19 protein-coding genes are annotated in these 24293 nt (G+C 48.9%); 7 read left to right on the top strand and 12 right to left on the bottom strand.

Translation table 11 applies throughout. The features are described from left to right. Positions 1 to 290 precede the first annotated feature (290 nt). Both F1593_RS05080 and F1593_RS05075 read right to left on the bottom strand, forming a co-directional pair. Positions 291 to 1166 carry an ABC transporter substrate-binding protein gene (locus tag F1593_RS05080; RefSeq protein WP_149400463.1) on the bottom strand — a complete coding sequence of 292 codons (876 nt, stop codon included), beginning with the start codon at positions 1164 to 1166 and terminating at the stop codon, positions 291 to 293. Positions 1167 to 1343: 177 nt separating this feature from the next. Beyond that, the gene (locus F1593_RS05075) at positions 1344 to 1913 is read right to left on the bottom strand and encodes an AAA family ATPase (protein ID WP_172631871.1); all 570 of its coding nucleotides are present in this window, start codon (positions 1911 to 1913) and stop codon (positions 1344 to 1346) included. 286 nt (positions 1914 to 2199) lie between these two features. Between F1593_RS05075 and F1593_RS05070 the strand changes: the two genes are divergently transcribed. From F1593_RS05070 to F1593_RS05050, 5 genes are all read left to right on the top strand, one after another. Further along, a complete protein-coding gene (locus F1593_RS05070) occupies positions 2200 to 3582 on the top strand; it encodes a C39 family peptidase (protein WP_235932492.1) in 1383 nt (460 codons plus the stop codon). 373 nt (positions 3583 to 3955) lie between these two features. Continuing rightward, positions 3956 to 4849 carry an ABC transporter substrate-binding protein gene (locus F1593_RS05065; RefSeq protein WP_235932491.1) on the top strand — a complete coding sequence of 298 codons (894 nt, stop codon included), beginning with the start codon at positions 3956 to 3958 and terminating at the stop codon, positions 4847 to 4849. A 163-nt stretch (positions 4850 to 5012) separates the two neighbouring features. Next, positions 5013 to 5753 (top strand): amino acid ABC transporter permease, encoded by a 741-nt coding sequence (locus F1593_RS05060; protein ID WP_172631870.1) that lies wholly within the window; start codon positions 5013 to 5015, stop codon positions 5751 to 5753. An 83-nt stretch (positions 5754 to 5836) separates the two neighbouring features. After that, positions 5837 to 6589 carry an amino acid ABC transporter ATP-binding protein gene (locus tag F1593_RS05055; protein WP_149400518.1) on the top strand — a complete coding sequence of 251 codons (753 nt, stop codon included), beginning with the start codon at positions 5837 to 5839 and terminating at the stop codon, positions 6587 to 6589. Positions 6590 to 7101: 512 nt separating this feature from the next. Further along, a complete protein-coding gene (locus tag F1593_RS05050) occupies positions 7102 to 8073 on the top strand; it encodes an HAD family hydrolase (protein ID WP_149400460.1) in 972 nt (323 codons plus the stop codon). A 137-nt stretch (positions 8074 to 8210) separates the two neighbouring features. On the opposite strand, the gene F1593_RS05045 is transcribed toward F1593_RS05050, so the two are convergent. From F1593_RS05045 to uvrC, 4 genes are all read right to left on the bottom strand, one after another. Beyond that, entirely contained in the window at positions 8211 to 9056 is an 846-nt protein-coding gene (locus tag F1593_RS05045; protein ID WP_149400459.1) for a sensor histidine kinase, read from the bottom strand. Positions 9057 to 9428: 372 nt separating this feature from the next. Then, entirely contained in the window at positions 9429 to 9635 is a 207-nt protein-coding gene (locus tag F1593_RS05040) for a hypothetical protein (protein ID WP_149400458.1), read from the bottom strand. Positions 9636 to 9709: 74 nt separating this feature from the next. After that, positions 9710 to 10033 (bottom strand): FmdB family zinc ribbon protein, encoded by a 324-nt coding sequence (locus F1593_RS05035; protein WP_149400457.1) that lies wholly within the window; start codon positions 10031 to 10033, stop codon positions 9710 to 9712. 281 nt (positions 10034 to 10314) lie between these two features. Beyond that, entirely contained in the window at positions 10315 to 12369 is a 2055-nt protein-coding gene (gene uvrC / locus F1593_RS05030; RefSeq protein ID WP_149400456.1) for an excinuclease ABC subunit UvrC, read from the bottom strand. Between the two features lie 224 nt (positions 12370 to 12593). Here uvrC and selB point away from each other — a divergent pair, with 224 nt between their 5' ends. Together selB and F1593_RS05020 are read left to right on the top strand one after the other, a co-directional pair. After that, positions 12594 to 14546, top strand: coding sequence for a selenocysteine-specific translation elongation factor (gene selB / locus F1593_RS05025; protein ID WP_149400455.1), 1953 nt, complete (start codon positions 12594 to 12596; stop codon positions 14544 to 14546). Positions 14547 to 15011: 465 nt separating this feature from the next. Then, positions 15012 to 17012, top strand: coding sequence for a protein kinase domain-containing protein (locus F1593_RS05020; protein WP_149400454.1), 2001 nt, complete (start codon positions 15012 to 15014; stop codon positions 17010 to 17012). 140 nt (positions 17013 to 17152) lie between these two features. On the opposite strand, the gene F1593_RS05015 is transcribed toward F1593_RS05020, so the two are convergent. From F1593_RS05015 to F1593_RS04990, 6 genes are all read right to left on the bottom strand, one after another. Further along, positions 17153 to 17977 (bottom strand): PhnD/SsuA/transferrin family substrate-binding protein, encoded by an 825-nt coding sequence (locus F1593_RS05015; protein WP_149400453.1) that lies wholly within the window; start codon positions 17975 to 17977, stop codon positions 17153 to 17155. Beyond that, on the bottom strand, positions 17974 to 18639 hold the full coding sequence (locus F1593_RS05010; RefSeq protein ID WP_149400452.1) for a hypothetical protein: 666 nt from the start codon (positions 18637 to 18639) through the stop codon (positions 17974 to 17976). Before F1593_RS05010 ends, F1593_RS05015 begins: the two co-directional genes overlap by 4 nt. 1049 nt (positions 18640 to 19688) lie before the next feature. Then, a complete protein-coding gene (locus F1593_RS05005; protein ID WP_149400451.1) occupies positions 19689 to 20234 on the bottom strand; it encodes a hypothetical protein in 546 nt (181 codons plus the stop codon). 541 nt (positions 20235 to 20775) lie between these two features. Further along, a complete protein-coding gene (locus F1593_RS05000) occupies positions 20776 to 21366 on the bottom strand; it encodes an enoyl-CoA hydratase/isomerase family protein (RefSeq protein WP_149400450.1) in 591 nt (196 codons plus the stop codon). Positions 21367 to 21642: 276 nt separating this feature from the next. Next, complete coding sequence (locus F1593_RS04995; RefSeq protein WP_216368783.1) at positions 21643 to 22662, bottom strand: lytic transglycosylase domain-containing protein; 1020 nt, start codon at positions 22660 to 22662, stop codon at positions 21643 to 21645. A gap of 222 nt (positions 22663 to 22884) precedes the next feature. Then, positions 22885 to 24270, bottom strand: coding sequence for a polysaccharide deacetylase family protein (locus F1593_RS04990; protein WP_149400449.1), 1386 nt, complete (start codon positions 24268 to 24270; stop codon positions 22885 to 22887). Between the last annotated feature and the right edge of the window lie 23 nt (positions 24271 to 24293).

The following is a 24293-nucleotide window of genomic DNA, read 5'->3' as shown; positions in this document are numbered from 1 at the left end:
TACATCTGAGCGTAATCCTCCGAGCGCTATACACAGGCTAGTATATCAATTTATGGGCCAAAATGTCTACAGTATTGCAGCGGTTTCACATGTTCTACATTTTATAATAACGCACGTGTGTTGCGTATAGTCACGAAAGCGTGCAAAGCAGTACTTTTCTCGCGATATTCTGGCAGTACGCGTCACGGGTTCCCTTATCGTAAAGGCGAGCGTTACGCTGCATCATCTTTAATGGATGCCTATGATGCGTTCGACTAATTTTTTTCAAGTGGTAGGGAAACGATCTGTGTTCACGATATCTTTTGTTGACTCGAAAAACCCCATTTCGTGAACAACTTGTCATAGATCCCATCCCTTTTGATGACCTGGAAGGCGTTCTGGACGGCTTGTAAGGTATTGCTATCGCCTTTGCGGATCACGATACCATAAGGGACAGAATTGGTAATTGAACCACCAATCTCAAATTGGCCTGGATTAATCTTGTTGTAGTAATCGGTGACTGGTGAATCCTGGAATGTGGCATCGACGCGCCGATTGACAAGCAATTGAATGACATCCGTTTGTGATTGTAAGACAGTCTGGATAATCGCTGGCTTGCCATTCTGTTGACAGGTGACGCTGGCGGTATTAAGGCTTTGATTTTCGACGGTCCCGGTCTGGACGCCTACTCTACGTCCACACAGATCGGCGGTGCTTTTCAAGTTGAGTGGATTACCTTTAGGCACCAGTAAGGATTCCCCGGCCCGGAAATAGGGAACAAAGTCAAATTTAGCTTTGCGGGCATCATCAATCGTGACGGCCGCCAGTACAATATCAAAGCGTTTATTGGCAAGATCATCGAGCAGGGTATCAAAGCCGGTGCGTTGGATATTTACCTTGAGTCCCATGTGCTGTGCCAGGGTCGTAGCCAGATCAATATCAAAGCCGTTGAAGTGATTGGTCGCAGTATTGACATATTCCATTGGAATATAGGATGGATCGGTCCCAACCGTCAGGGTACCGCTGGAGACCAAGTGGGTTGGCGCGGCCACTGTAGCGGCAGGCGTTGGCAATGTGCTGGCACTGTTATCCGATGTTGAACCACCACAAGCCGAACAAAGCAGGGCTACTATACACAAAAGATAACTGATTCGGCCTCGGATTTTACTTGCGCGTACCTTGAGCATACGTTACTGACCTCCACTAAAAACGAGACACTGTCTGCTTACTTCCACGTCGCGCACGAGCATCTTGTCACAGTGAGTTCTGATGGTAACTGAAAAAGGGGCTCAGAAATAGATCTGGCCCTGCCTGGAGGAGATAGTTATCCAAATATATAGATAAGTTTGTGACTGGAGAGAAGGTTATGCTGGCGTTGTTTTGAGTGTAATCTCAGGATAAGGATGTTGCTCATCCAGGACATGGATAACGTTCCAGGCTTCATGCTCCACATCTTTCATCGCCAACTGGAACAGATTGAGATGATATTGGATGACCTGCTCACCTACAATGCGGCCGCGGGCCTGATGTTGATCATAGCGTAAGCAGGTTTCTAATGACATATTGAAGAGGAACAGGCAGGTAAAATACTGATGGCGTGACGCCAGTTCACGGAGTTTTTTGCGGGCATCAGCCTGCAAGGCCGTGCTATCCGCAATCGTCAAACGGCCTTGAAACATCCGTTTATGGATAATGTAATAGAAAAGATCAAAGGCGTCTTTATTGGCTTGCTGATTGGTCTCATCGTCACAGACTAAAGCCCGGCAATAATCAGAAGAGACAATCCCGGTAGCGCGATATCCTTGCTGTTTTTGTTGATCAATTGTGGTGCGTGCAAAGGTGCTCTTGCCTGCCCCGGCAGGACCGCAGAGTACAATCAATGTTCGTTCTGGCAACACAATGCGCTGCGCATCGTGCGCAGATATATTCTTCATGTGGTACATACCCCCTTGTTTGCTTGCTAGTGTTGATGGACCATCATCAACATATCCTTATCCTCACAAGACAACAAGCACAGTCTACCACCCCGCACCAATAACTCATCTGTTGAATAGTATATTTTGCCCTTATTTTTATAATTAGTGTAAGAGATTGTGAAAAATCAGAAGAAATTTCTCTGTCCGATTTTTATCTCTTAAGCTGCTTACATAATATATTTATTTTTTATTTCAAAATACTGTTTTCAATTGCAAGGGTTTACTGCTGAAGAGGAGACCTTTTATGACATGCTTGTTCTCCAGACAACACCATTCCAGTGCCTGGCGTGTTACCTCCGGCTGTCTTGTCATTCTGACACTTCTCTTTATCCACATGTACACGCAACCTTCTCCGGTCCATATGCATGCCAGTGCCAGTCAGCAATATGATGAATTCTGGCAGCAGCAGAGCCGTCAGGATTTTCAGCGCTGGTTTCTCAACGGTGTACAGGTGCAAAATTGGGGCACGCATGTGAATGTACAACTTGAGCCTGCCAACAAATTAAACTGTTCTGTAACCGATATTGACGGCGGAGAGGCCAGTTATGCGCGCCTGGTACGGCTCTGTGCTGGCAGAGATCCCTATAAGGCACACATGTATCACGGGAAGCTCAATTACTACAATGGTGGCTCCTTCTACTTTGGAACCCTGGTCTCGCCCGTTCATATCCCCAAACGACCAGTCACGGCTTTGATTGCTTCCTGGAATGCCTCTACGCCAGTCGGCACCTGGCTGGAGATCCATATCCGTGTTCGCCGGGATGTGAACTGGACACACTGGTATGCCTTACCCATCTGGGCCAGTTCCAATCAGACGATTACTCGCCATAGTATCGCGGGACAGGATGACGCGACCGGCAACGTCGATACGGATACCTTTCGCACCCGGGGCAAGCCAGCCACCGCCTATCAGTTCAGTATGACCCTTTTCAGTACCACTGCCAGCATCAGCGCCCATCTCAAGCGCTTCAGCGCTATTGCATCCTATGATACTGATGGGGATCATATACCCGTTATCCGAGCTGATCGCGCTGCCTGGGGAAGCCAACTGGCGGTGCCACAACGCTCACAGATGCTCCCAGCCTATAGGGGTCTGGGATTTGGCGGCGGTGGTGAAGCCTGGTGCAGTCCTACCTCTACCAGCATGGTCATGGACTACTGGTCCACTATTCTCAAGAGCCCCGCGCTCAATCAGACCGTGCCCTACACCGCTCGCAGCACATACGATTATACCTATGAGGGGACAGGCAACTGGCCTTTTAATACTGCCCATGCTGGCAGCTACGGCTTGAAGTCCTTTGTGACCAGAATGTATTCATTGAGCCAGATCGAGCCGTGGATTAAAGCCGGTGTGCCGATCATCATCAGTATTGCCTATGGGCGTGGTGAATTGCTCAACTCACCTATTCCAAGCTCAGATGGACACCTCCTCGTCATTCGCGGTTTCACCAGGACCGGCGATGTGATTACCAATGATCCAGCCGCCGCCAACAATGTGGATGTCCAGATTATTTATTGGCGTGCCAACCTGCAACATGTCTGGCTCGCCGCCTCCGCTGGTACCGCTTACATCATCTATCCCGAAAACTGGATTATCCCGACCGTCAATCGCCTCGCCTCCTGGTAAGTTTCCTTCTCATGCTGTTATTTGGGGGACACCTGTATAGCAATGGCTTAGTTTATGGGGTATGATACATCGATAATTACCGTGTATGTCAATGAGAGGGATTGACACTCTTTCTCCGTCGCAAGAGTGCTTCATAGTGCTTCAAGGTATGCCAGAATAAAATATGGTTTGCTTGTTTGTGAGATTTTCAGCGAAATAGGACGTAGAGTAAGTGATACGGATAAATTCGCCTTTTGCTGAGGCTCTCACTCGATAGTGCGAGATCTCTCGTTCCTCATCCAGCAGCGCCGCTACGAGACGTGTGGCATAACGGTTGAAACTGTCCAGATTGCATTTGTGTGACACAAGCATATTACAGCACGGAGGTTTCTAGTTGAAGACATCCCTTATTATCGAGCGCATCAAACGCCTTCCCTTCCAGGGCCTTTTGATCGCAGCACTTTTCTCTCTTTTCATCTCTGCCTGTGGCAATGCACCGGTTAGCACCCCATCCACTGGAATTCCCACCACGAAAGCAACTCCTAATGTCACAGCCCCTGGCGATATTATGAAAGCTGGAACTCTGGTTATTGGTAGCGACACCACCTATACCCCGATGGAATTTGTGGATACCAAATCCAGCAATTATATAGGCTTTGATGTTGATTTGATCACAGCCATGGCAGCGCATATGGGCCTGAAAGCGGAGATCCAGAAGACGGGTTTCGACACTATTTTTGATGACCTGAGGAACAAACGCTTTGATGTGGTTATCTCTTCTGTCACCATCAATGATGACCGTAAGAAAGTTCTAGACTTCGTGCCGTATTTTAATGCAGGTGAGTCTCTGCTGGTACAGAAGGGCAATCCAAAGAATCTGAAGAGCGTGAGCGATCTGTGTGGTCTCAACGTTGGTGTCCAGACTGGTACCGTGGAAAAAAGCGACCTGGATACTGGCAGCAAGGCCTGTAAAGCCGCTGGTAAGTCGGCCATCAACGAGACAGTTTTGCAATCTCAGACAGATGTGGTACAGTTATTGGCAACAAATCGTGTTGTGGCAACCTATCAGGATTCCCCCGTTACCGACTACTACAATAAGATCAATCCCGGACAGTTTGAGGTAGGTGGTTCAGTGGTGAACAGCGCACCCTACGGTATTGCGGTGCGCAAAGGCGATACGGCGATGTTGACTGCTATGCAGAAAGCATTTGCAGCTGTTAAAGCTGACGGTACTTATGATAACCTCTTTAAGACATGGAATTTCTCAGCACAGCAAAAGCAGTCATAGTTTCTAGTATTGACTGTTTTGGATAGGCAGTAGCGTAAAGATTGTGCTGTGGATGCGCCACGGTGCCAGCCGTTACTGTGTACGACATGACGCGCAGGGTTGCCCTTGTTTATCGACGAGCAAGGGCAACTCGCATATGTCTTATACTATTAGGAGGTTGACTATGTTCCGTTGGGACCAGGTCTGGTATTATCTTTTTCAAGATCCCAACTTCACGTTTCTGCAGGCAGCCTGGATTACACTCTGGATTTCAGTGGTGGCGCAAGCCATTGGTGTGGTTCTGGGACTCATACTGGCGCTGATGCGTACCGCGAAGTTTTCTCCATTCAGATGGATTGCTGGTGCCTATACATGGTTTTTTCGTGGTAGCCCGCTACTGGTGCAGGTTCTGTTGCTATGGACAGGATTGCCCAAGGTTATTCCCATGGCATTATTACCACAATGGGCCTGTGTGTTGATCGCTTTCTCTTTAAACGAGGGAGCCTATATGTCTGAAATTATCCGCGCCGCCCTGGGTTCTGTCGATTCTGGACAGATGGAAGCTGCCAAAGCCCTCGGTATGCCTTATGGTCTGGCGATGCGTCGTATTATCATTCCTCAAGCCATGCGTGTGATTATTCCACCCTTGGGCAATGAATTTAATAATATGATGAAGACAACATCGATTGCTTCAGTGATTGGCCTGATGGAGTTAGCCGGTACGGCCCAGGTGTATGGAGCGCAAATTTTTATCACATTCGAGTTATTAATTGTCGCGACAGTCTACTATCTCTTGTTAACAACCATTTGGGAATTTATACAGCGCTGGATTGAGAGGCGTTTTGATCCAGGTCGGACCAATGTTGCGGTGGATGAAGTGATGCAAAAGAGCTTTTCACAGCGTGTAGCTGGCTTTGGTGGTTAAATCCGCTAGTTAATGGTGAGGAGGAATAGAAATTGACTCTTGAAAAATTAGATAACAGTCCTCAGAATGCCAGCAATGGTCCCATGGTCCGTACCGAGCAACTGGTCAAGCGCTTTGGTTCCAATCTGGTATTAAATGGTGTAGATTTCACGGTGGATCGCGGCCAGACGGTTGTGATCATTGGTCCCAGCGGCTCTGGCAAGACAACGCTCCTGCGCTGCATCAACCATCTGGAGAAGATTGATAGCGGTCGTATCTTTATCGATGGACAGATGGTTGGCTATCGCGAGCAAAACGGGAAAATTGTCGAGGACAGCGAGAAGAATATCGCACGTATGCGTGCGCAGGTAGGATTTGTCTTCCAGCGCTTCAATCTTTTTGCGCACATGACCGCCCTCGAAAATATTATCGAAGCCCCCATACATGTATTGCGACAGCCGAAAGATGAGGTCATCGAGCGTGCCCGCGTGCTGCTGGATAAAGTTGGTTTGGCGAATAAAGAAGATGCCTATCCCCATCGCCTCTCAGGTGGACAACAGCAACGCGTCGCCATCGCCCGCGCCCTGGCTATGAATCCCAAATTGATGCTTTTTGATGAAGCCACTTCAGCCCTTGATCCCGAACTGGTCGGAGAAGTCCTGAAAGTGATGCGTCAGCTCGCAGAAGAAGGCATGACTATGGTCGTCGTAACGCATGAAATGGGCTTTGCACGCGACGTAGCCGACCATGTCATTTTTATGGACAAAGCACAAATCGTAGAACAGGGCTCGCCACAACAGATCTTCAATGAAGCTCAGAACGAACGTACCCGTAGCTTCTTGAGCCGCGTCTTATAGCAAGTGCCAGACTGAAATCTCAATCCCACTGTCCGCTCGCAAGCAGGCGCTCACGCGCCTGCGCCTTTTTTCCTCACCCCCCCGCATCCTAATTCCCTCGCGCACTTCCCCCCCGCACTTGCACCTATTTTTTATTTTTGCCCCTTATTATTATTTTTTGTTATGTGGTGCAGACAAGGTGCGCAGCACCTTGTCTGCACCACATAACAAAAATATCTTGAGCACCTCGCGTGCGAAAACTCATAAAAAAACTCATATACCCTTTTTATATCTGGCGCAAAATTATCTGCGCCAGATATAAAAAGGGTATATGAGGTCTCCTCTGGGTCTGTACTAAACGTGTAGGTAAGAGGGGGGCTTCATTTGCGGTTCCCCAAAAGCTGGCGAATGTTTGGCGCTCCCCCCTCCCCTCAGATCTCCAGATGGCGTGCTTTTGATATACAATAGCAGAGGAACAATTAGCTGTTCTTTTGTGATTATTATTGTATGCTTTTGAAAGGCACTTTCTATTTATGCGTAGTCCAGTAATCTGGCAACACCCAGACCTCTCATTACCTCATCCATTTGATACCATTTTTTTTGATGTGGATGGCGTTTTGATTGAAACTAGCAAATCGTTTCGTGCGGCAAATATTGCTGTAACTGAATATATAGTTGGCACATTGAATCAGTTAGAGTGGCGTCAGAATGAACGCGCCCAGCTGGTCACGTTAGAGGATATTGGGATTTTTAAGCAAGCGGGCGGCTTCAATAATGATTGGGATATGTGTTATTTGTTGAGCACCCTGGAGACCGCTCGTTTGCGCGAATGGCGCGGCACTTCGCTGGCTCAACGCAGTACCGTTGAATGGGGAGCACTGGCACATGAGGCTGCCGAACAGGGACAAGGTGGTCGGCCCTGGGTTGAAGCAACGTTTCCCGCCAGTGCCTGCACGGATTATGAGACGATTGTGAATATTTTTAATGAGAGCTATTGGGGCGTGGAGGAGTTGCAGCGGCGCTTTGGTCGTGAGCCACGCTATCTTCCTGACGCTACCGGTTTTGTCCATAATGAGAAGATGTTATTCGAGCCGGATTTCTTCTCAGATCTGCAACAGGCGGGTATCACGCGCCTGGGGATGATCACCGGGCGCGTCGGACCTGAGGTAGATAGTGCCCTGGAGCGCCTGGAGAAATATTGTGGTGGTCGTTGGTGGGATGTCGTTGTGTCATCAACCCTCTACACCAAGCCTGATCCCCAGGCGCTCCGCTACGCGATTGCCCGGGTTGGAGCACAGGGGGGACTCTATATTGGGGATACTGCGGATGATCTGGATCTGGTGCGTCGCTATAAAGCTACCAAAAGCGCGGATGAGCCAATATTTGTAGCTGCCATGGTGGTAAAAGAGGATGAGATCGATATCTACCGCCAGCGCGGTGCGGATGTACTTGTCCACAGCGTTGAGTCTCTACCGGGCTTTCTGACGGCTCTAGAAGAGTTCTAGAGGGTGTCTATGAGGGTGAAAGCGGGATGCAGACCCTGCATCCCGCTTTCACCCTCATAGACACCCGGAAGGACTGATTGCCCGCAGGCAGGCGCTGACGCTCCTGCCTGCGGGCAATCAGTATAATCTCGATGGGATCAGGCAGCTAACGGGAGCTCAAAGCTAAAGGTAGTCCCTTTGATTTCTTCTTGTGTGTTTTCCCCATGTGGTTCAAGCTGTAAGGTACCTTGATGGGCTTCAATGATCGATTTGGTAATAAATAATCCCAGTCCAGAGCCATGGCGGTTGTTGGCCGCAGCCAGACGCGTGTAGGGATGGAACAGTTGACTGATCTCAGCCGGTGGGATACCTGCACCTTCATTGTGTACACTGACACGAACATTTTTTTCGGATGTACTGATGGTGACTGTGATCGTTGTATTCTCATCAGAATATTTGATGGCATTGTCGAGTAGATTTCCCAATGCCTGTTGCAGGCGTCCATTATCCCATTGTCCGATAATAGGCTGCTCAGGAGCCGCGACGACCAGTGTATGGTAGGGGGCTACGGGACGCAGCTGTTCTACCATCTCACAAACAAGCCGGGTAATATTACAGTCTTCACGCAGGATTTTGAATTTGCCGGATGCCAGATGGGATGAGTCCAGCAGGTCGTTGACAAGACGGCTGAGACGTTTGGCCTGACTGATAATAATAGTGGTATTGCGCTGAATCGCAGTATATTTTTTCATAACCTGCTTACCAGATATGCGACTACCCTCTTTTGGTGGTTGTGTATGTCGATTGATCATCTGCGCATAATTGATAATTGGTGAAAGTGGTCCACGGAGATCGTGAGCGATCATCGCAGTCGCTTGCTCTTTCTGTGCCAGCTGATCGTGCAAGAGAAGGTTTTCCGCCTTTAAATCATCTACCTGCCGCTGTAGTTCTTCTATAATCTGCTCTTGTGTCTGTTCTTGTGCTTTTTTGCTTTGAAGCTGCATGACCCCATTCTCCTTGCAACTGGCATAATTCTAGCCATTCTTAGGGATTGTGTAATACCAGTATACACTCGTACGACGTGCATATGACTGCGAATGACCAGCCGATAGGAATATTGGGTAAGTTAGTTATGACTTTTGGGGCTATACATGCGTATTCGCTCCTCTTTTTGTAGAATAGCCTGTTATCCTTACAAAGGTTTTGATACTCCCCTGCTTAAAAGCTGGATTTTCCTTTCTTTCAACTGACTTGTCACTACTGTTTGCGCATCAGTATCAGAGAATGAATGAAGGAGTGTTGAAGGGGAATTGAGGGCACGAACAAGAGAGCCCGACCGCAAGGATCGGGCCTTCGTTATGAGGGTATCATTTCGTCTATTGCAAGAGACCGAGCTCTGATAATTCTTCGCGTGCCATGTCGCTGAAGCGGGTGATGTCCAGCGAATAGTCGGCATGAGATATAAGATGTCGAATGCGCTCAATGGTTTCTTGACGCATATAATAGTCTGAGGTGAGCAGGAGTTCACCAATGGTAATCTCAATTTGCTGCCGTTGCAGGGCGGCTATGCCTGACTCTTCCATAATTTCAATTCTCCAGAAGGGAAAGAAACGGTTTTGTCTTTTAAAGGTTTCATCACCCTGCATCCCTGCCCGGGTTACTTGCTGGCTGCCGGGGTTGTAGTTGAAGTTGCGCTAGCTGTGCTATCAGCGGCTTTGCTGCTCTCTGATGAGCTACTGGCTGGTGCGCTTTCAGACGTGCTTTCGGTTTTTTTCTCGCCATTGGTGGGAGGAAGCATACTGCTACCACTATGGTCGGTTTTGTAGAAGCCTGAGCCTTTAAAGACGACTCCAGCGGGGAAGAGCACGCGGCGGATGTGGTTACCGCATTCTGGACAGACTGTCAAAGGCTCATCGGTCATTTTCTGCCACGTTTCGAAGCGGTGGCTACAGGTTTGACAAAGATACTCGTACGTAGGCATATACCAATCACCTCTTAGATTAAGTTAAACGCAATCATCCCGGTCAACACATTTGTAGATGCTCAGGTGAGGTGCTTTTCCGCTCACCCGCGGTACAGACGGCTGCCCGTATTTGTTATGATGCACATTTTAATTAGCCATAATAGAGCCCGAACGACCTGATTGCAGCCGTTCAGTTAATATAGTATCGTGAATTTGCTGGGTTGTCAATCGCACAGAGAGACTGCTAGCACTCACTTTGAAATATGCTCTACTGATATAAACAGAAGGTAACCAGGACATTATTCCATGCGGCCGATATATTCTTTCACCTTTTCTGCGGCATCGCGTGTCATGCCTTCCAGAGCAGAGAGATCTTCGAGGCTGGCGTTACTGATAGCGCGTACCGAACCAAAGTGTTTAAGAAGTGCCTGTTTACGCTTGGGACCAATTCCTGGGATCTCGTCAAGCACAGATTTGAAGGTACGATTGGAGCGCAATTTGCGATGGTAGCTGATACTGAAGCGATGGGCCTCATCCCGGATGCGTTGCAGCATATAGAGTCCCTGTGAGTTCCGAGGGAGCATGATCGGCTCCGCTGCGCCAGGAAGCCAGATTTCTTCGGCGGTACTGAGTTTGGTGTGTGAGCCTTCCTCTTTAGAGATACCAATCGTGGGGATCTCGATACGCAATTCTTGCATAACCGCGAGGGCTGCGTTTAGTTGTCCTTTTCCACCATCGATAATAACCAGATCAGGCATGGCCCAATCGTGGTGCAGCGCAGCCTGTGCCGTAGTTTCAGTCCCTTCTATCTCTTCTATCTCTCCATCCCGCATAATTTCCGCGACACTTTCACCGATGGGGGCGCTGATATCCTCATCAGGTGCGCTGGAAAGAGAGGTTTGATTGGCTGCCGCTGCCTTGCGGAAGCGTCGTCGCAGTACCTCTTGATGGCTGGCGTAATCGTTGGGACCCTCTACCTGTTTGATCTGAAAGCGCCGATATTCGCTATTCTGGGGGCGGCCACCTTCAAAGACGACCATTGCGCCTACAGAATTGGTGCCCTGAGTATTAGAAATGTCGTAGCATTCGATGCGTTTAGGGGATTCTGCCAGATGGAGTGCTTCCTGGATTTCCTGCAAGGCCAGTTGTGTTTTCTGAGTATCGGTAAGCCATTTGATGCGTTGTTGTTCGAGGACTTGCTGCGCGTTCTGCTTCACCATTTCAACCAGACGTACTTTATCACCCCGCCTGGGAGCCGTAATCGTGACTGCCGTCGAATTACCGATTGTTGCCGTACCTTTGCGTTTCTCCTTGAGCCAGTTTTGCAGCATTGAGCGATCATCCGGTTCAACCTCTACCACGATTTCGGAAGGAACCAGGGGCGAGCTTTCATAGAATTGTTGCATAAACGAGCTCATAATCTCGCCAGGACTGCTATCGCGGGTGCCCTGAAGAATAAAATACTCGCGTCCCACCAGTTTGCCCATGCGGAAGAAAAAGACCTGCGCACACGTCTCATCATCCCCCTGAGCCAGAGCAATCACATCCTGATCATCCTGTCCTTCGGTATTGATGATGCGTTGTTTCTCTAAAATACGTTCGACCGCCTGGATGCGGTCCCGGAGCCGTGCAGCCTCCTCAAAATGCAGTTCCTCGGCTGCCTGTTCCATTTGTGCTTGCAGGCCCTTCAAAACTTCATCGTGTTTGCCTTCGAGAAACAAAATAACCTGTTGGATGACGGCATTGTATTCCGCGCGTGTCGTATACGCGACACAAGGGGCCGTGCAGCGATGAATATAGTATTGGGTACAGGGACGGGATAGAAGCTTCAATTTCCAGTTTGCGGGCGTTTCGCCCTTCTCTGGTGGTGCCCAGGCGCTAGCATCATAGCGACAGGTGCGGAACGCAAACAACTTATTCAGTACATCCAACGTTGCGTCTACTGCGCCAGAGTTTGTATAGGGACCAAAATAGCGATTGCCGTCATGATGAAAGCTGCGCACGCGATAGACGCGTGGAAAATCCTCGGTCAGTGCGACCTTGATATAGGGATAGTTTTTATCGTCGCGGAGCAGCACATTATATTTGGGACGATACTGTTTGATGTAGTTACTTTCCAGTACCAGTGCCTCAACCTCATTTTGCACCACGAGGAACTCGATATCATCAATTTTCGCGACCATACTCCGATTTTTCGGGCTATGATCCGTTGATTCCTGGAAGTAGGAGCGCACGCGATTAAAGAGAGAGATAGCTTTCCCGACATAGATAATCGTTCCTTCAGCATCCTTCATCAGATAGATGCCAGGCTTATGTGGGAGAGAGTTCAGGACGGACTGGATTTTGTCATTCATCTATAAAAAACCTTGCGAAACAAGCTGTATATGTCTTCTGGAGCCGTTCTTTGCTTTTATTATACTGCCTTGTGAAGTGCATGTCGATGGGATATTCGTTTAACCGATCACTACTCTGAATAGGATAATTGCTGTGGCTATCCCCTCTTTATAGCCAGAACCGTGGATGTAGAGTATACTGAAAGTATTGTGATCCAACAAAGTTTAGCGATTAATTGAGAACTATGAGTTGCATTGGAACGGCAGGGCATGTGGATCATGGGAAATCCACCCTGGTGAAGGCGCTCACCGGGATTGATCCAGATCGCCTGACAGAAGAAAAAGAGCGCGGCATGACGATTGACCTGGGGTTTGCCTGGCTGACATTGCCGGGTGGGCGCGAGGTGAGTCTGGTAGATGTCCCCGGGCATGAGAGCTTTATCAAAAACATGCTGGCTGGTGTCGGGGGCATCGATGCAGCCCTGTTGGTGATTGCGGCGGATGAGGGTATCATGCCTCAAACCCGTGAACATCTGGCGATTCTGGATCTGTTACGGGTGTCACGTGGCGTAGTTGCCCTGACCAAGGTTGATCTGGTGGATGAGGAGTGGCTGAATCTGGTGCGTGAAGAGGTCGCGAAATATCTCAAACCAACGACCCTGGCCGAAGCCCCGATTGTGCCGGTTTCTGCATATACGGGACAGGGACTTCTCGAACTGTTAAGCGCCCTGGATGATCTGTTACAGCATGTCTCTGCACAAAAAAATATCGCACGTCCTCGTTTACCAGTTGATCGCGTTTTTTCTCTGGCTGGTTTTGGAACAATTGTGACCGGGACGCTCTTGGATGGAGTGCTCAAGGTAGGATTGGATGTCGAGGTTTTGCCGCAGGGACTCAAGACGCGTATTCGTGGCATACAAACGCATAAGCAACAGGTTGCCAGTTCGCAGCCAGGAAGTCGAGTGGCATTGAACCTGGCGAATGTGGCACGCTCGGATCTCGTGCGTGGTAACGTTGTGGCTTTGCCTGGACAGTTACACACAACTATGCTGCTTGATGCGCGTTTACAAGTGCTTGCTGAGGCGACCAATCCACTGACTCATAATACGTTCGTGGATTTCTATAGTGGTTCTCAGGAAATTTCCGCTCAAGTCCGTTTGCTGGAGAGTGACGAAGTACAACCGGGACAAAGTGCCTGGGTGCAATTGCGCCTGCAAAAACCGGCGGTGGTTACGCGACGTGACCGCTTTATTATTCGCATTCCTTCACCCAGTTTGACCATCGGCGGTGGTGAAGTGGTTGATATTTCTCCACGTTATCATCGTCGCCGTCAAAAACCTATAATAGAATCATTAGAGCGTCTGATGCATGGAACTCCTGAAGAGTTTATCCTGGCTGCATTGGATCGTCGTCAGGTGGTAAAATGGACAGGAAGTGCGAAAACGCCGCATGGACTGGTGGGCTATACGCTTGAAGAAGTAGTGAAGCAGTCTAATTTGGCTCATGATGTGACGCAACAGACACTAGAGACGTTGTTATCAGAAGGAAGGGTGTGTAAGGTTGGGGTGTTTTGGTTTACACAGGCCGCCTGGGATACGCTGGCTGATGAGGCTCTCCGTCTGGTACAGGACTGGCACCAATTGTATCCGTTGCGCAGTGGACTCTCTAAGGAGGAATGGCGCACACGCCTGCATCTCACTCCTAAATTGGCTGCTGAAGTGTTTTCAGTTTTACAGGCTACTGGTAAACTGGAGCAAATAGAGGCGGCACCAATCGTACCTGGCTCGGGACAGATGCGCAGTGGTGGATTGATTCGGATACCTGGTTTCCAAGCGCAATTTACAGCTGCTCAACAGCAGCAGGTGACGCGGCTACTAGAGCTTTTTCAAGCCAGTCCATATGTTCCTCCTGTCTTAAGTGAAGCTGATGCTGTGGCCGGTTCTGAAGTAGTGAATGCCTTGCTTGAGCAAGGAACGCTGGTGAAACTGGGTGATGGTATCCTGTTTTTGCGCGTTACTTATACCGAAGCACTTGCCAGACTCGTGGCCTTTCTGCAGGAAAATGGCAAAATAACCGCTGCGGAAGCGCGCGATGTTTTGGGAACAACACGAAAATATATAGTGCCTCTACTTGAACATATGGATATGCTGCACATCACTCGGCGTTCGGGCGATGAACGTACATTAGTACATCATTAATATATCCAGTACAACTCAACACAAACATGGCGCAACGTTATGCATAGAGGGAAGCGGCAAACTTTGCAGCAAGGTCATCCTTTTATGCAGGTTGGTCGAGTGTAGAGAGTAGAAAATAGAAAGTAGAGGCAAAACGCTTGTATCGGTTACAAGAACTCCTACTTTCCAGTAGAGTGTTCCATTCTAAGACAGAATAAGTTACAATAGTGGCGCAATGCGTTTTGCCCTCACTCTTCTGCTCATGAAGATTTACTATAAATCTAGTGCTGGCGAGTCACGTTGCGTCTCGGCAAAAGATAGACGTAGAAGATCTTTGCTTGTTACTGTGACAGGGGTGAAATTGAGTCTGCATCTATGTATGGTATCCTGTAAGCTGATCAGGCCATAGACGAGATGCTGTGACAATGATTGTCTAACAGGCAAGGAAAGGGCACTGTCAACAGTCGCCCAACAGTGCGGAGTGCTATGCAAATCGAAGTTTTGGGTGAGCGATATCAATTACAAGATCCCATTGGCCGCGGTGGTATGGCTACAATTTATCGGGGCCGTGATATGCGGATGGACCGAACGGTAGCTATTAAGGTTCTGCGCGAAGTTTATAGCACCGACCCAAAGTTTGTGACGCGCTTTCAGCGAGAGGCGAAGGCTGCATCTGCATTGCAGCATCCCAATATTGTGCAGGTCTATGATTACGGTCAGAGCGATGGTAATTATTTCATCGTCATGGAGCTAATCGAAGGCACTGACTTACGTCGCTATTTGCGCTCACGGGGTGTCCTCGCGATAGACCGGGCTGTCATTATTGCGCATGACGTTGCCCTTGGATTAGGAGCAGCCCATCGTCGAAGTATCGTGCATCGTGATGTGAAGCCGCAGAATATTCTGGTTGGTCGTGATGGGTCTATCAAATTAGTTGATTTTGGTATCGCCAGTGTGTATAAAGATATTAATGCCGAACGTCTCACGACAACCGGCATGACACTGGGTACTGTGCAATACTATGCGCCAGAGCAAGCGCAGGGTGAGATTGTGAATCCCGCCGCTGATGTTTATGCTCTGGGCATTGTCATGTATGAAATGCTGACAGGACGACCTCCCTTTGATGGCGACACTCCAGTTGCGGTAGCCATGCAGCATATTCAAGATGCTCCCATACCTCCCAGTCAGTTGAATCCCAATATTCCACCAGCCCTCGAAGAAATCATCTTGCGCTGTCTGGAAAAAATTCCAGAAATGCGTTTCCGGGATGGTAGTACGCTGGCGCGCGCCCTTGAACTGCTTGGGGAGGAAGATAGTGTCACCGTGCAGGCGGCCAATATTGCGCCTGGCAATGGGTCGGCTCCTGTAGCAGCTTTCCCGACAGAGAATGCTTTCTCCAATAGTGGAGGGCAACCCGGGATAACTACCTCTGGTGCAAATCATCAGATGGGACCGTCCACGTTGGGTCCTACCAGCTCACCAGATAATGGTGCGGCAACTGCTCTGCGCTCTGAGCAACCTTTTGCTCCTGTCTCTGCTGATCCAATGAATAATGTCACTACCGCAATGGATCAACCACGCCCTGTGCCCTATAGCACGATGGGGGAGATGGAAGCTGGCGCAACTCGTCCATTTCAACGTGATTCCCTGGGACGTGCAGGTGTTGTTCCTGAACGACGCACGTCGCGTGTTACTGGTATTGTCACTGTGCTCATATTGGTCGCTACGGTATTATTGCTTATTTTTAGTATTTATCTTGCCAGCGAACTAAAATTCTTACCGTTCTCATTCGGTGACAATACTCCAGTTTCTACTCCGACCCCCCAGGTTGTGCAGGTACCTGATCTGAAGAATATGCCTTATCTGCAGGCAAAACGAATCGCCGAGGGTAAAGGCTTCAGGATCACTACCGACGGCGCTGATACGACAGGTATAGTGAAGGGACAAACTCCTGATGCCACGAGCTATGCCAGCCCTGGTACCACCATTCATGTGGTTCTGACGACGTCTGACAAAAGCTTGAATATGCCAAATCTGATCGGCGATACGTTGGATACGGCTACAGCCGACCTGAATAATCTGGGCATCAAATATAAAATTCGGCAAAATGATAAAGATGTTATTGATAGTAACTACGATGCCAATACTGTGACGCGTACAGACCCGGCTGCGAATGCGAAGGTGGGCCCTAACCAGACCATTACTCTGTATGTGACGAATCTGGGAACGACTCCTCCTGTTGGCTCAACTCCAGGAACGAACTCGACACCAGCGGCTCAAAATACGCCAGCAACAACGCCAACTAGCAAACCATTGGTGCCAACAGCAACACCGACGCAGCCAGCACCGACACCCACGCCGACGCCATCCCCCACGTCGACACCATCCCCCACGCCGCAAGCGACATCTACATCGACATCTATAAAGACAACCGGTGGTGTGACTGGCAATGGCAGTGGAGGTATTCCAATTACGACCAGCGGTTAATCGCCATATCTGGATTCATCGGCTCTAGAAAAGGAAAACGCGTCCTTAACAATTAAGGACGCGTTTTCCTTTTCTACATGTTCTATTTATACTTACTGGCTTATTCCATGATCTCCTGGCTCTCGCGTTGTTTTGTCTCTTCAGATCGTTTGGATGGCGTGGTCAGGGTGTCCGCTGCCCTGGACACGCGCATACATATGCCGGATATCGTCATATTGGCTATCCCGCACCGGGACAAAGCGTTGGATGTTGGCTGCCTGTAAACTTTGCGCTAATCGTGGCTCTTCATGGGCAGTGCTGAGCAGATTCTGGATGGCCTGTTTGATTTCCAGTGGTAGATGGCGCGCCGCGACGACCGGAGGGATAGAGGATGGTCCGAATTGGTCGATGATGCGGATCTGTGCCGCTATTTGTGGATCGCGGTGCAGAACTACGTCCAGGATGTGGGAGTCAATTGCGGTGGCATCGGCCTGTCCGGTGAGAACCATCTGCAAGGATTGCAGATGTGCGCCCGATTTGATAGTTTTGCCAAAGTAATGATTATCTTCTTGTCGCTCAAGCAAACTATATTGCACCAGATTATAGCCGGAATGTGAGGCTTCTTCGTTGTAGGCCCAGGTGCTTCTGCGCAGGTCTGCCCAGTTTTTGAATGGGCTGGTGCGGTTCACGATGACATCAGAAAAGTAGATAGGACGCTCTTGATAGCGTGCTCCTTGCAGCACAGGGGCCGCCAACAATTCCACAGGATGCTCTCCTGTGGCCTGTATTCTGGTATATAACAGACCACAGAGGAAACCGATATCGGCCTGACCGCTCTGCAACTCAGCCAGATTGGCGCTGACCCCTGATGTAACCGGAAGGGTAAGCTTATTGCCCACATAAGTCGCCAGTTCATCATAGGTTTCCTGGAGTAGCGGCGAAAGGAAATTAGCAAAGTGGATCACTGGTGGCTCAACTGCTTTCATGAATGGGGCGCTCCTTGTGTGATGGGTTGTGGATGCACAACCTCATGCATCTGGAAGTTATATTGTTCTGTCGCAAACGAATAATGTTTGGTGCGTACTATCTGAGGCACATTCTGCGCCAGACCACCGGGGAAAATGCCACTATGAATACGTATCCAGTCATATGCCCGTGGTGCCAGTTTATAGGCGGCATGCTGGTGTAACTGGATCTGTTTGAGATCAGATTTTGTCTCTAAATCGTGTAACATGACCAGATTATACCAGTGTTTGGGGCGTAGTTCCATGGAGGAGTAGGTTAACAAACCAGGAATATTCATCAATTCGACCAGCATATTTTTGTCTGCCTGGCCTAATTCGGCATCGATGGCATCGTCGAGCGTGGCCTGACGACCACTGACAAAGCCAACAAACGAGAGTGTCTCGTTGGTAAACAGTGCTTCTGGCCGGTAGAAGACGATACGATGGATGCTATTATGACGTTCAGCCAACTCATAAATAACCGGTTGCTGAAGCTTATCTACAGACTCCATTGTTAACAGGTGCAGGCGGAGCTGGCGAGCCATGTGTCGAAGTACCATCAAATCAATCCCTGCTTTGATGGTATGGTTGTGTGTCAGTGATGTTAATTTCTGTGCAGCTACTGGTAAGGTATGTTGTAACATTGGATACATGCTCCATTCTCACTCAAGGGCGGATTGATCAGATTTAAAAAGCTCGTGGCATAAAACTGTATGAGGTAGCGCTGAGATTTACGACACAGAAAATTAAGCAAGCAAGCGCTTTTTATGGATAAAAAGAGACTGTCTCTCCATCATTATGTGAAGCACATTTTCTTATAGATAGGGCAGTCTGCCTGTTTTTTTATTCATCTACTTCAACTGGCGCGTTGATCGTATCCAGGTGAAGGGAGACTGCGGTACGCTTCTATAGCGGTGCGAGTGTGATTTTTATCTGTGGCGTGCAGCGAATTTTATCGACAGTGAGGACAACACATTGACATGGGCATGGGGATGAGGATGTTGAAGAGAAGAGGTGTACTGGAAATAGATATGCCGGGGCATAAGGATGCCTTGTGCGTGGGTGGCTGCCCGGAATGATGGTGTGTTGTGTTCATCGTTTTCTAACTCCCAAATCAATGCGTTACTGTTGTTGTTTACGAATAAGTAACTGTAGTTACGAATGATTGTAGCCACAAGGAAGTTAGCTGTCAATAGTTGTGATCACTATAATGAGATGGTTTTTCTAACCGCCCACTAGAAGTCCCTCTTTACCTTCCCAAATGGGTGATAAGGATATGCGTTGGATAGAAAAAGTGGAAAAGTATAGACTATACCAGTAAAAGGAATGATGATGAAAAACGTAGTGCACTGTCAAGGTCACAACCGAGGTGCGCTTTCCCGTTCACGTACCACCATTTCGCTCCAGCATAGCGATATTTACCATAAAACAGTAGTTGTTTTGTCTATAGTAATCTTATTGCTCGCTTGTATACCGGTGCTGATGCGCCTACTCTCTTTGCGCTACATAACAACCTTTTTGAGCGTCAGAGTTGCGAAAATTCATGGTGGAGATCAGGAGGGGCAGCGCACTTTCAGAAAGTAGTGAGGAATGATAAAAAGGCTCATAAGAGAGGTCTCACACACCGTTCGGGGGAAAACGGCGAGGAAGCTGCGGACACAACCTCTTATGAGCCCGGAAGAAGGAGTATGTTTTATTTCACGATAACGGTAACCGGAACATCCTGGATAAACAGCGCGCACATCTGTCCCATCTTACACAGCGGGCGAGCGGAAAAATGAAGCTCTGTTGTCCCTGTTCCTCTGGTATTAAAGCGCCAGACACAGGATTTATCGCTCTGGAGCGCATAACCAGCAGGTGTTTGTAGTTGTAAAGGACCGCTTGTAGTGGTCGGCCCGCTCCATTTCTTGCCGAATGGGAAACGTAACTCTATGATGTCGCCATTAGTAGCAGAAACAGTTTGGTCTCTGTTCCCAGATAATCGTACGGTGACATTGGCCCTGGGTGCATTGCCCATAATTGTATTGCTAGGGCAACCCTGGGCTGTCATTATGCTGGCAGTACCACCCGGTTTTGTCGTACTGACCGCCGTAGTAGCTGTTGTGGTCGGTGCTGGACTGCCAGCATTCGTCGTAGTACTCGTGCCATTATGAAACCCACAACCGGCTAACATTACCATCAGAATTGTCATAGGCAACATCATATATATTTTTGCGAAAAAGATCCGAATTTTCTTCATCTTGAACTCCTTTTCAGTCATCAACCGAGCCCATAGTAATCACTACTCCCTACTAGGACGCCCTTTATCCCTAAAAAGTTCCCATCGTAAACTCATGCCAGAAAAGCAGCCAGCGGTAAAATTATTGACTTGCTATTCCACTGTTAATCATTGTGTCTTTTTAATAGATAGTAGCAAATATTTAATCAATCTATAACATAAATTTAAAAAAGCCGTGCCATAATCGACGTGAGGTACTATAGGTTTTTTTATTGCTGTAAGTTCCACAATACGCTGGGGAAGAGAAAATTGTCCAAAGGATGGTCTTTATGAGATGGGGTTTGGCTATTCCTGCTCAACGGCAGCGAAAACACGTGGTATGGCTGTCTATCTGTATGGGCATATTATTAACTATGACTGTATTACTGGCTGGCTGTACAGTTGATGGAAACACGCAGGATATTTATAGCGGCAGGGACTATTCATTCAACTTCTTCAGCAATTTCAAGCAAGCGCAAAGCAATAGAAACGACAGGAGCGTTCCAGTTGGGGCGTTCCTCGTCTATGCAACGAGCATCGTCAATAGCTCCTCTGTATCCTGTAGAAAGCGCCTGGTTGGCAGAACCTGGTGTACCAGACCAAGTTGTAGCGCTTGCCGCGCATTGAGCGTCTCAGCGCTTTCTACGAGGCGTTCCATAGTTCCCTTCCCTGGCAGTGCGGGTAGTATCCTGAGTAAAGTACCGGGAAAGATACTATCACTGGCCGAAGGCAAGCGTAACACAGCATCTTCACGTGCAAAGATCGTCTCGCAAAGTACCGCCAATTCGCAACCCGCCCCCTGGGCCAGTCCCTTGATGACGGCGACGGTAGGGATGTTCTGCGCACGCAGGGTTGCCAATGACTCTTCGATCTGATGTGCAGCCTCGACAATATGCTGGTGTTGCTGTTCAGAGGTAGAGTCTTGATCGATACCAGTTGCGAAGGCTTCTTCGCCTGTTCCCGTAAGAACGATCAGACGAGGAGGCTTCTGGCATGCTTTGTGTAGGGATGTTGAGAGTTGTTCAAGCATGGCAGTGGTTAAGTGATTGCGTGGGTGTGTATCAAGAATGAGCCAGAGTATGCCATTGCGTTGACGGACATGAAGATCCGGCATGGAGTATGTTATCCTTCACATGAATTTGCCACCCTGTTTTGCAATAGCGCAAAGATAAAAAAGAGGGCAATTCTCACTCAGATTCGTTCAACAGCGTTCAGAACAACTACTGAATATAGGTAAGTATAGCCGTATATTGGAATAAATTCAAGCATAACTCATGGTACATTCATTCTTTGGGTGCGCACACAAAAACGAGGCTGTGTTCTAAACAATTTCACAGCCTCGTAGTGGGAAGAGTACGAGTGGGATCAAGGGGCGATGACCGCCAGGATATTAGCCCATAATAATGGCGACGTAGTTTTGCGTTTCAGCAGGCATATAAGAGAGCCAGTTAGCACCCCCAATGGCAACAGCATTATCGACCGCGCCAGAACCAGCGTTATAACCGGCCAGCGCTTTGGCATAATTGCCACCATACTGGTTTGAAAGATTTGCCATCATACGGGCAGCGCCGTCTAATGCACTGATGGGATCATAAGGATTGACACCCAGACCGGCCGCAGTTGAGGGCAAGAATTGTGCAATGCCGACCGCACCTACGGGCGAGTATGCGTAGGGATTAAAGCCGCTTTCCTGTTGGATCTGGCGTACAAAATAGACCGGGCTGATTCCATATTTGGTAGCATCGGCCTGCGCTATCGCTACATATTGACTCTGCGGCAAATTCGTATCGTTCGCTGTTGTAGTAGTCGTTGTGGTTTGTGCCGGTGCGTTCGTTTGTGCCGGTGCTTTTGTTTGCGGCGCTGGATCCATCCTTCCAACGATATTCCAGGCCAGTGGCTGTGTTTGTACCCATTTTACGGCACCATCGAAGATCGGAATGCCGCTCTGACCACTACCGACAGGGGTCAAGGAAAACATCGTAAATAAGAGTACGCAGAAAGAGGCCAGGATTACCAGACCATGGCGTACATGGGGATGAAGTCCAGGACGGCCTCCTTGCAGTGATAATGCAGCAGTCTGACGCTGACGTTGTCGATTGCGATCCCCTGGAATGATAATTGGTGCACGTACCCCTTTAGCTGGTGGCTGCATTGTTGAGTGTAGTGCTAAGATCAGCGACTGAGTTGTCTGAGCATTCTGGAACACAACAGGTTGGTGCCCCTCGGTTTGTTTGACCTGCACTGCTCGTGAATAGGCTGTATTCGAGAACCTAGGTATGGGATCAGTTTGCCCTACGGGAGGGGCCTCCGTGCCCATTACGGCATCTATATCTGCCGGGTTAAAATTATGCTCTCCAGTAAATGGTGCGTCCTGTCTATTGAGCGACCGTGGACGGTTAAGCTGTGGCATGCGCCTACCTCATATTCCAAGTTTTTGTATACTGTACTATTCTCACTAGCTTTGAGTCTAACTAAATAAACAGAGGGGCGTCAATGCATTACGCACGACGTAGGCCAAAAGTCATAGAAGAAGATTTATGAAGTCTTAACCTGGAATGCAGAAAACGGCCAGAAGATTAAGACCTTCTGACCGTTTTTTTATGTATGAGGAAGTATTCTGGAACTGGTAGTATCAGGCGCGACGTGCAACGTAGCTAAGTTCTGGTAGGCGTTCTGCCATGAATTCTCGACTGCGCCGGGTCCCTTTACGCTCAGGCTGTCGCCATTGACGGGCCGGTAAGTAGGATTCCATTGCGCGGAGCGCATTGATATAGACCTGTTGCTGCTCATAAATGACCCGATTGGGACCCAATGCCCACCATTCCGAAGGAGTGAAGTAGGCTGAAACTTCTGCTTCGGGGCCGCTACGGCCATACCATTGAATTAAATGAAGATTATCTGATTGGGTAAGCCAGATCGCGAGATCGATCAAATCCTCATGGTTTGAAAGCTGAGCCATGCCATAGACGTACCCCATCAATTGCAGAATTGTTTTTTGTGCATCATTGCCCAGGAAAAATTCCATGCCACCGCTGCCCGCCCATGTCGTGGGATAAACAGGCAGGGGGAGATAATGAGATTGCTGTTGATGGCGTGCGATCAGTTGACTGGCGGTATAGGTGTCCACGCCACGATGTCGCAGTTCATCAGGTAAGGACCGCATAAAATCAAAGATACCGCTATCCTGGCGATGATGTTCTCCAAAGGTCTCAAAATCCCATCCCAGCAAGAGCATCTCCCCTCTGGCCTGGGAAATCCAGTTCGCATAGGTATCAGCGTAAAGAGGATAGCTATCCCAGCTTTGATTAGAGAAGCGGTAGCCAACATCATCGCTTAATTCCAGATGGCGTGTCAGCAAGTAAGGACTATGAGAGGGCATTTCCAGGCCATCTTTACGCGTTGGGCGGCGGCGTTTGACTTCGAGTGGTAAGGCATAGGGAGCCTCATCGCCATTGTGATAGAGATGGGTGCTCTCACGCCAGCCCATCACCCAGGGACGGCCATCCATCACCGCGCCTTGAAAGCCAGCCTGATCCAGCGCATTGTAGAGCGTCGCGGACATACACATTTCCGTGGTATCGGTCACCACGGGCCGCTTCCCAAAGATCAATTCGAGATCACTCGCCATCTCCTGCATCCAGGTGACAAAGGCTGGCATATCAAAGAGAAAGAGGAAGCTATGATAGGGTTCAACGCCAATCAGCTCAACGTTTTCATGGGCCACCAATTCACGGAACAAATCCAGTAACGTCTCATCCCAGGCCGCCGCCTGCCGTATAAACGAAAGCGAGAAGCCAATCGATAGTTTCATTCCCTTGCGTACCAGATCTAAAAACATCTGGGTAGCGGGATAATAGCTATACTGTGCAACTTTTCGAAAATAGCGCTCATTCATGCGCTCGTCGAAGAGACAATGCGCAATCTCCTCCGGAGTCGCGCCACGGGGAATGGGTTGTGCAGGCAGTTTCAAGCGCCGAGGTTGGTGAACAACAGTGTAGACTGCCAGATCCTTAACCATACTTCGTCATCCTCTCATCCTAT

The sequence above is a fragment of the Dictyobacter arantiisoli genome (genome assembly GCF_008326305.1).
Lineage (GTDB): Bacteria > Chloroflexota > Ktedonobacteria > Ktedonobacterales > Ktedonobacteraceae > Dictyobacter > Dictyobacter arantiisoli.
This window is presented reverse-complemented; position numbering and strand designations above follow the sequence as displayed.

Excerpts from the sequence above, each read along its gene's own strand:
- F1593_RS05050 (WP_149400460.1), top strand. The coding sequence starts at position 7,102 with ATGCGTAGTCCAGTAATCTGGCAACACCCAGACCTCTCATTACCTCAT.
- F1593_RS05080 (WP_149400463.1), bottom strand. The coding sequence starts at position 1,166 with ATGCTCAAGGTACGCGCAAGTAAAATCCGAGGCCGAATCAGTTATCTT.
- F1593_RS05015 (WP_149400453.1), bottom strand. The coding sequence starts at position 17,977 with ATGAAAGCAGTTGAGCCACCAGTGATCCACTTTGCTAATTTCCTTTCG.
- F1593_RS05060 (WP_172631870.1), top strand. The coding sequence starts at position 5,013 with ATGTTCCGTTGGGACCAGGTCTGGTATTATCTTTTTCAAGATCCCAAC.
- F1593_RS05070 (WP_235932492.1), top strand. The coding sequence starts at position 2,200 with ATGACATGCTTGTTCTCCAGACAACACCATTCCAGTGCCTGGCGTGTT.
- F1593_RS05055 (WP_149400518.1), top strand. The coding sequence starts at position 5,837 with ATGGTCCGTACCGAGCAACTGGTCAAGCGCTTTGGTTCCAATCTGGTA.
- uvrC (WP_149400456.1), bottom strand. The coding sequence starts at position 12,369 with ATGAATGACAAAATCCAGTCCGTCCTGAACTCTCTCCCACATAAGCCT.
- F1593_RS05000 (WP_149400450.1), bottom strand. The coding sequence starts at position 21,366 with ATGCCGGATCTTCATGTCCGTCAACGCAATGGCATACTCTGGCTCATT.
- F1593_RS05045 (WP_149400459.1), bottom strand. The coding sequence starts at position 9,056 with ATGCAGCTTCAAAGCAAAAAAGCACAAGAACAGACACAAGAGCAGATT.
- F1593_RS04990 (WP_149400449.1), bottom strand. The coding sequence starts at position 24,270 with ATGGTTAAGGATCTGGCAGTCTACACTGTTGTTCACCAACCTCGGCGC.
- selB (WP_149400455.1), top strand. The coding sequence starts at position 12,594 with ATGAGTTGCATTGGAACGGCAGGGCATGTGGATCATGGGAAATCCACC.
- F1593_RS05040 (WP_149400458.1), bottom strand. The coding sequence starts at position 9,635 with ATGGAAGAGTCAGGCATAGCCGCCCTGCAACGGCAGCAAATTGAGATT.
- F1593_RS05075 (WP_172631871.1), bottom strand. The coding sequence starts at position 1,913 with ATGAAGAATATATCTGCGCACGATGCGCAGCGCATTGTGTTGCCAGAA.
- F1593_RS05005 (WP_149400451.1), bottom strand. The coding sequence starts at position 20,234 with ATGAAGAAAATTCGGATCTTTTTCGCAAAAATATATATGATGTTGCCT.
- F1593_RS05035 (WP_149400457.1), bottom strand. The coding sequence starts at position 10,033 with ATGCCTACGTACGAGTATCTTTGTCAAACCTGTAGCCACCGCTTCGAA.
- F1593_RS05010 (WP_149400452.1), bottom strand. The coding sequence starts at position 18,639 with ATGTTACAACATACCTTACCAGTAGCTGCACAGAAATTAACATCACTG.
- F1593_RS05020 (WP_149400454.1), top strand. The coding sequence starts at position 15,012 with ATGCAAATCGAAGTTTTGGGTGAGCGATATCAATTACAAGATCCCATT.
- F1593_RS04995 (WP_216368783.1), bottom strand. The coding sequence starts at position 22,662 with ATGCCACAGCTTAACCGTCCACGGTCGCTCAATAGACAGGACGCACCA.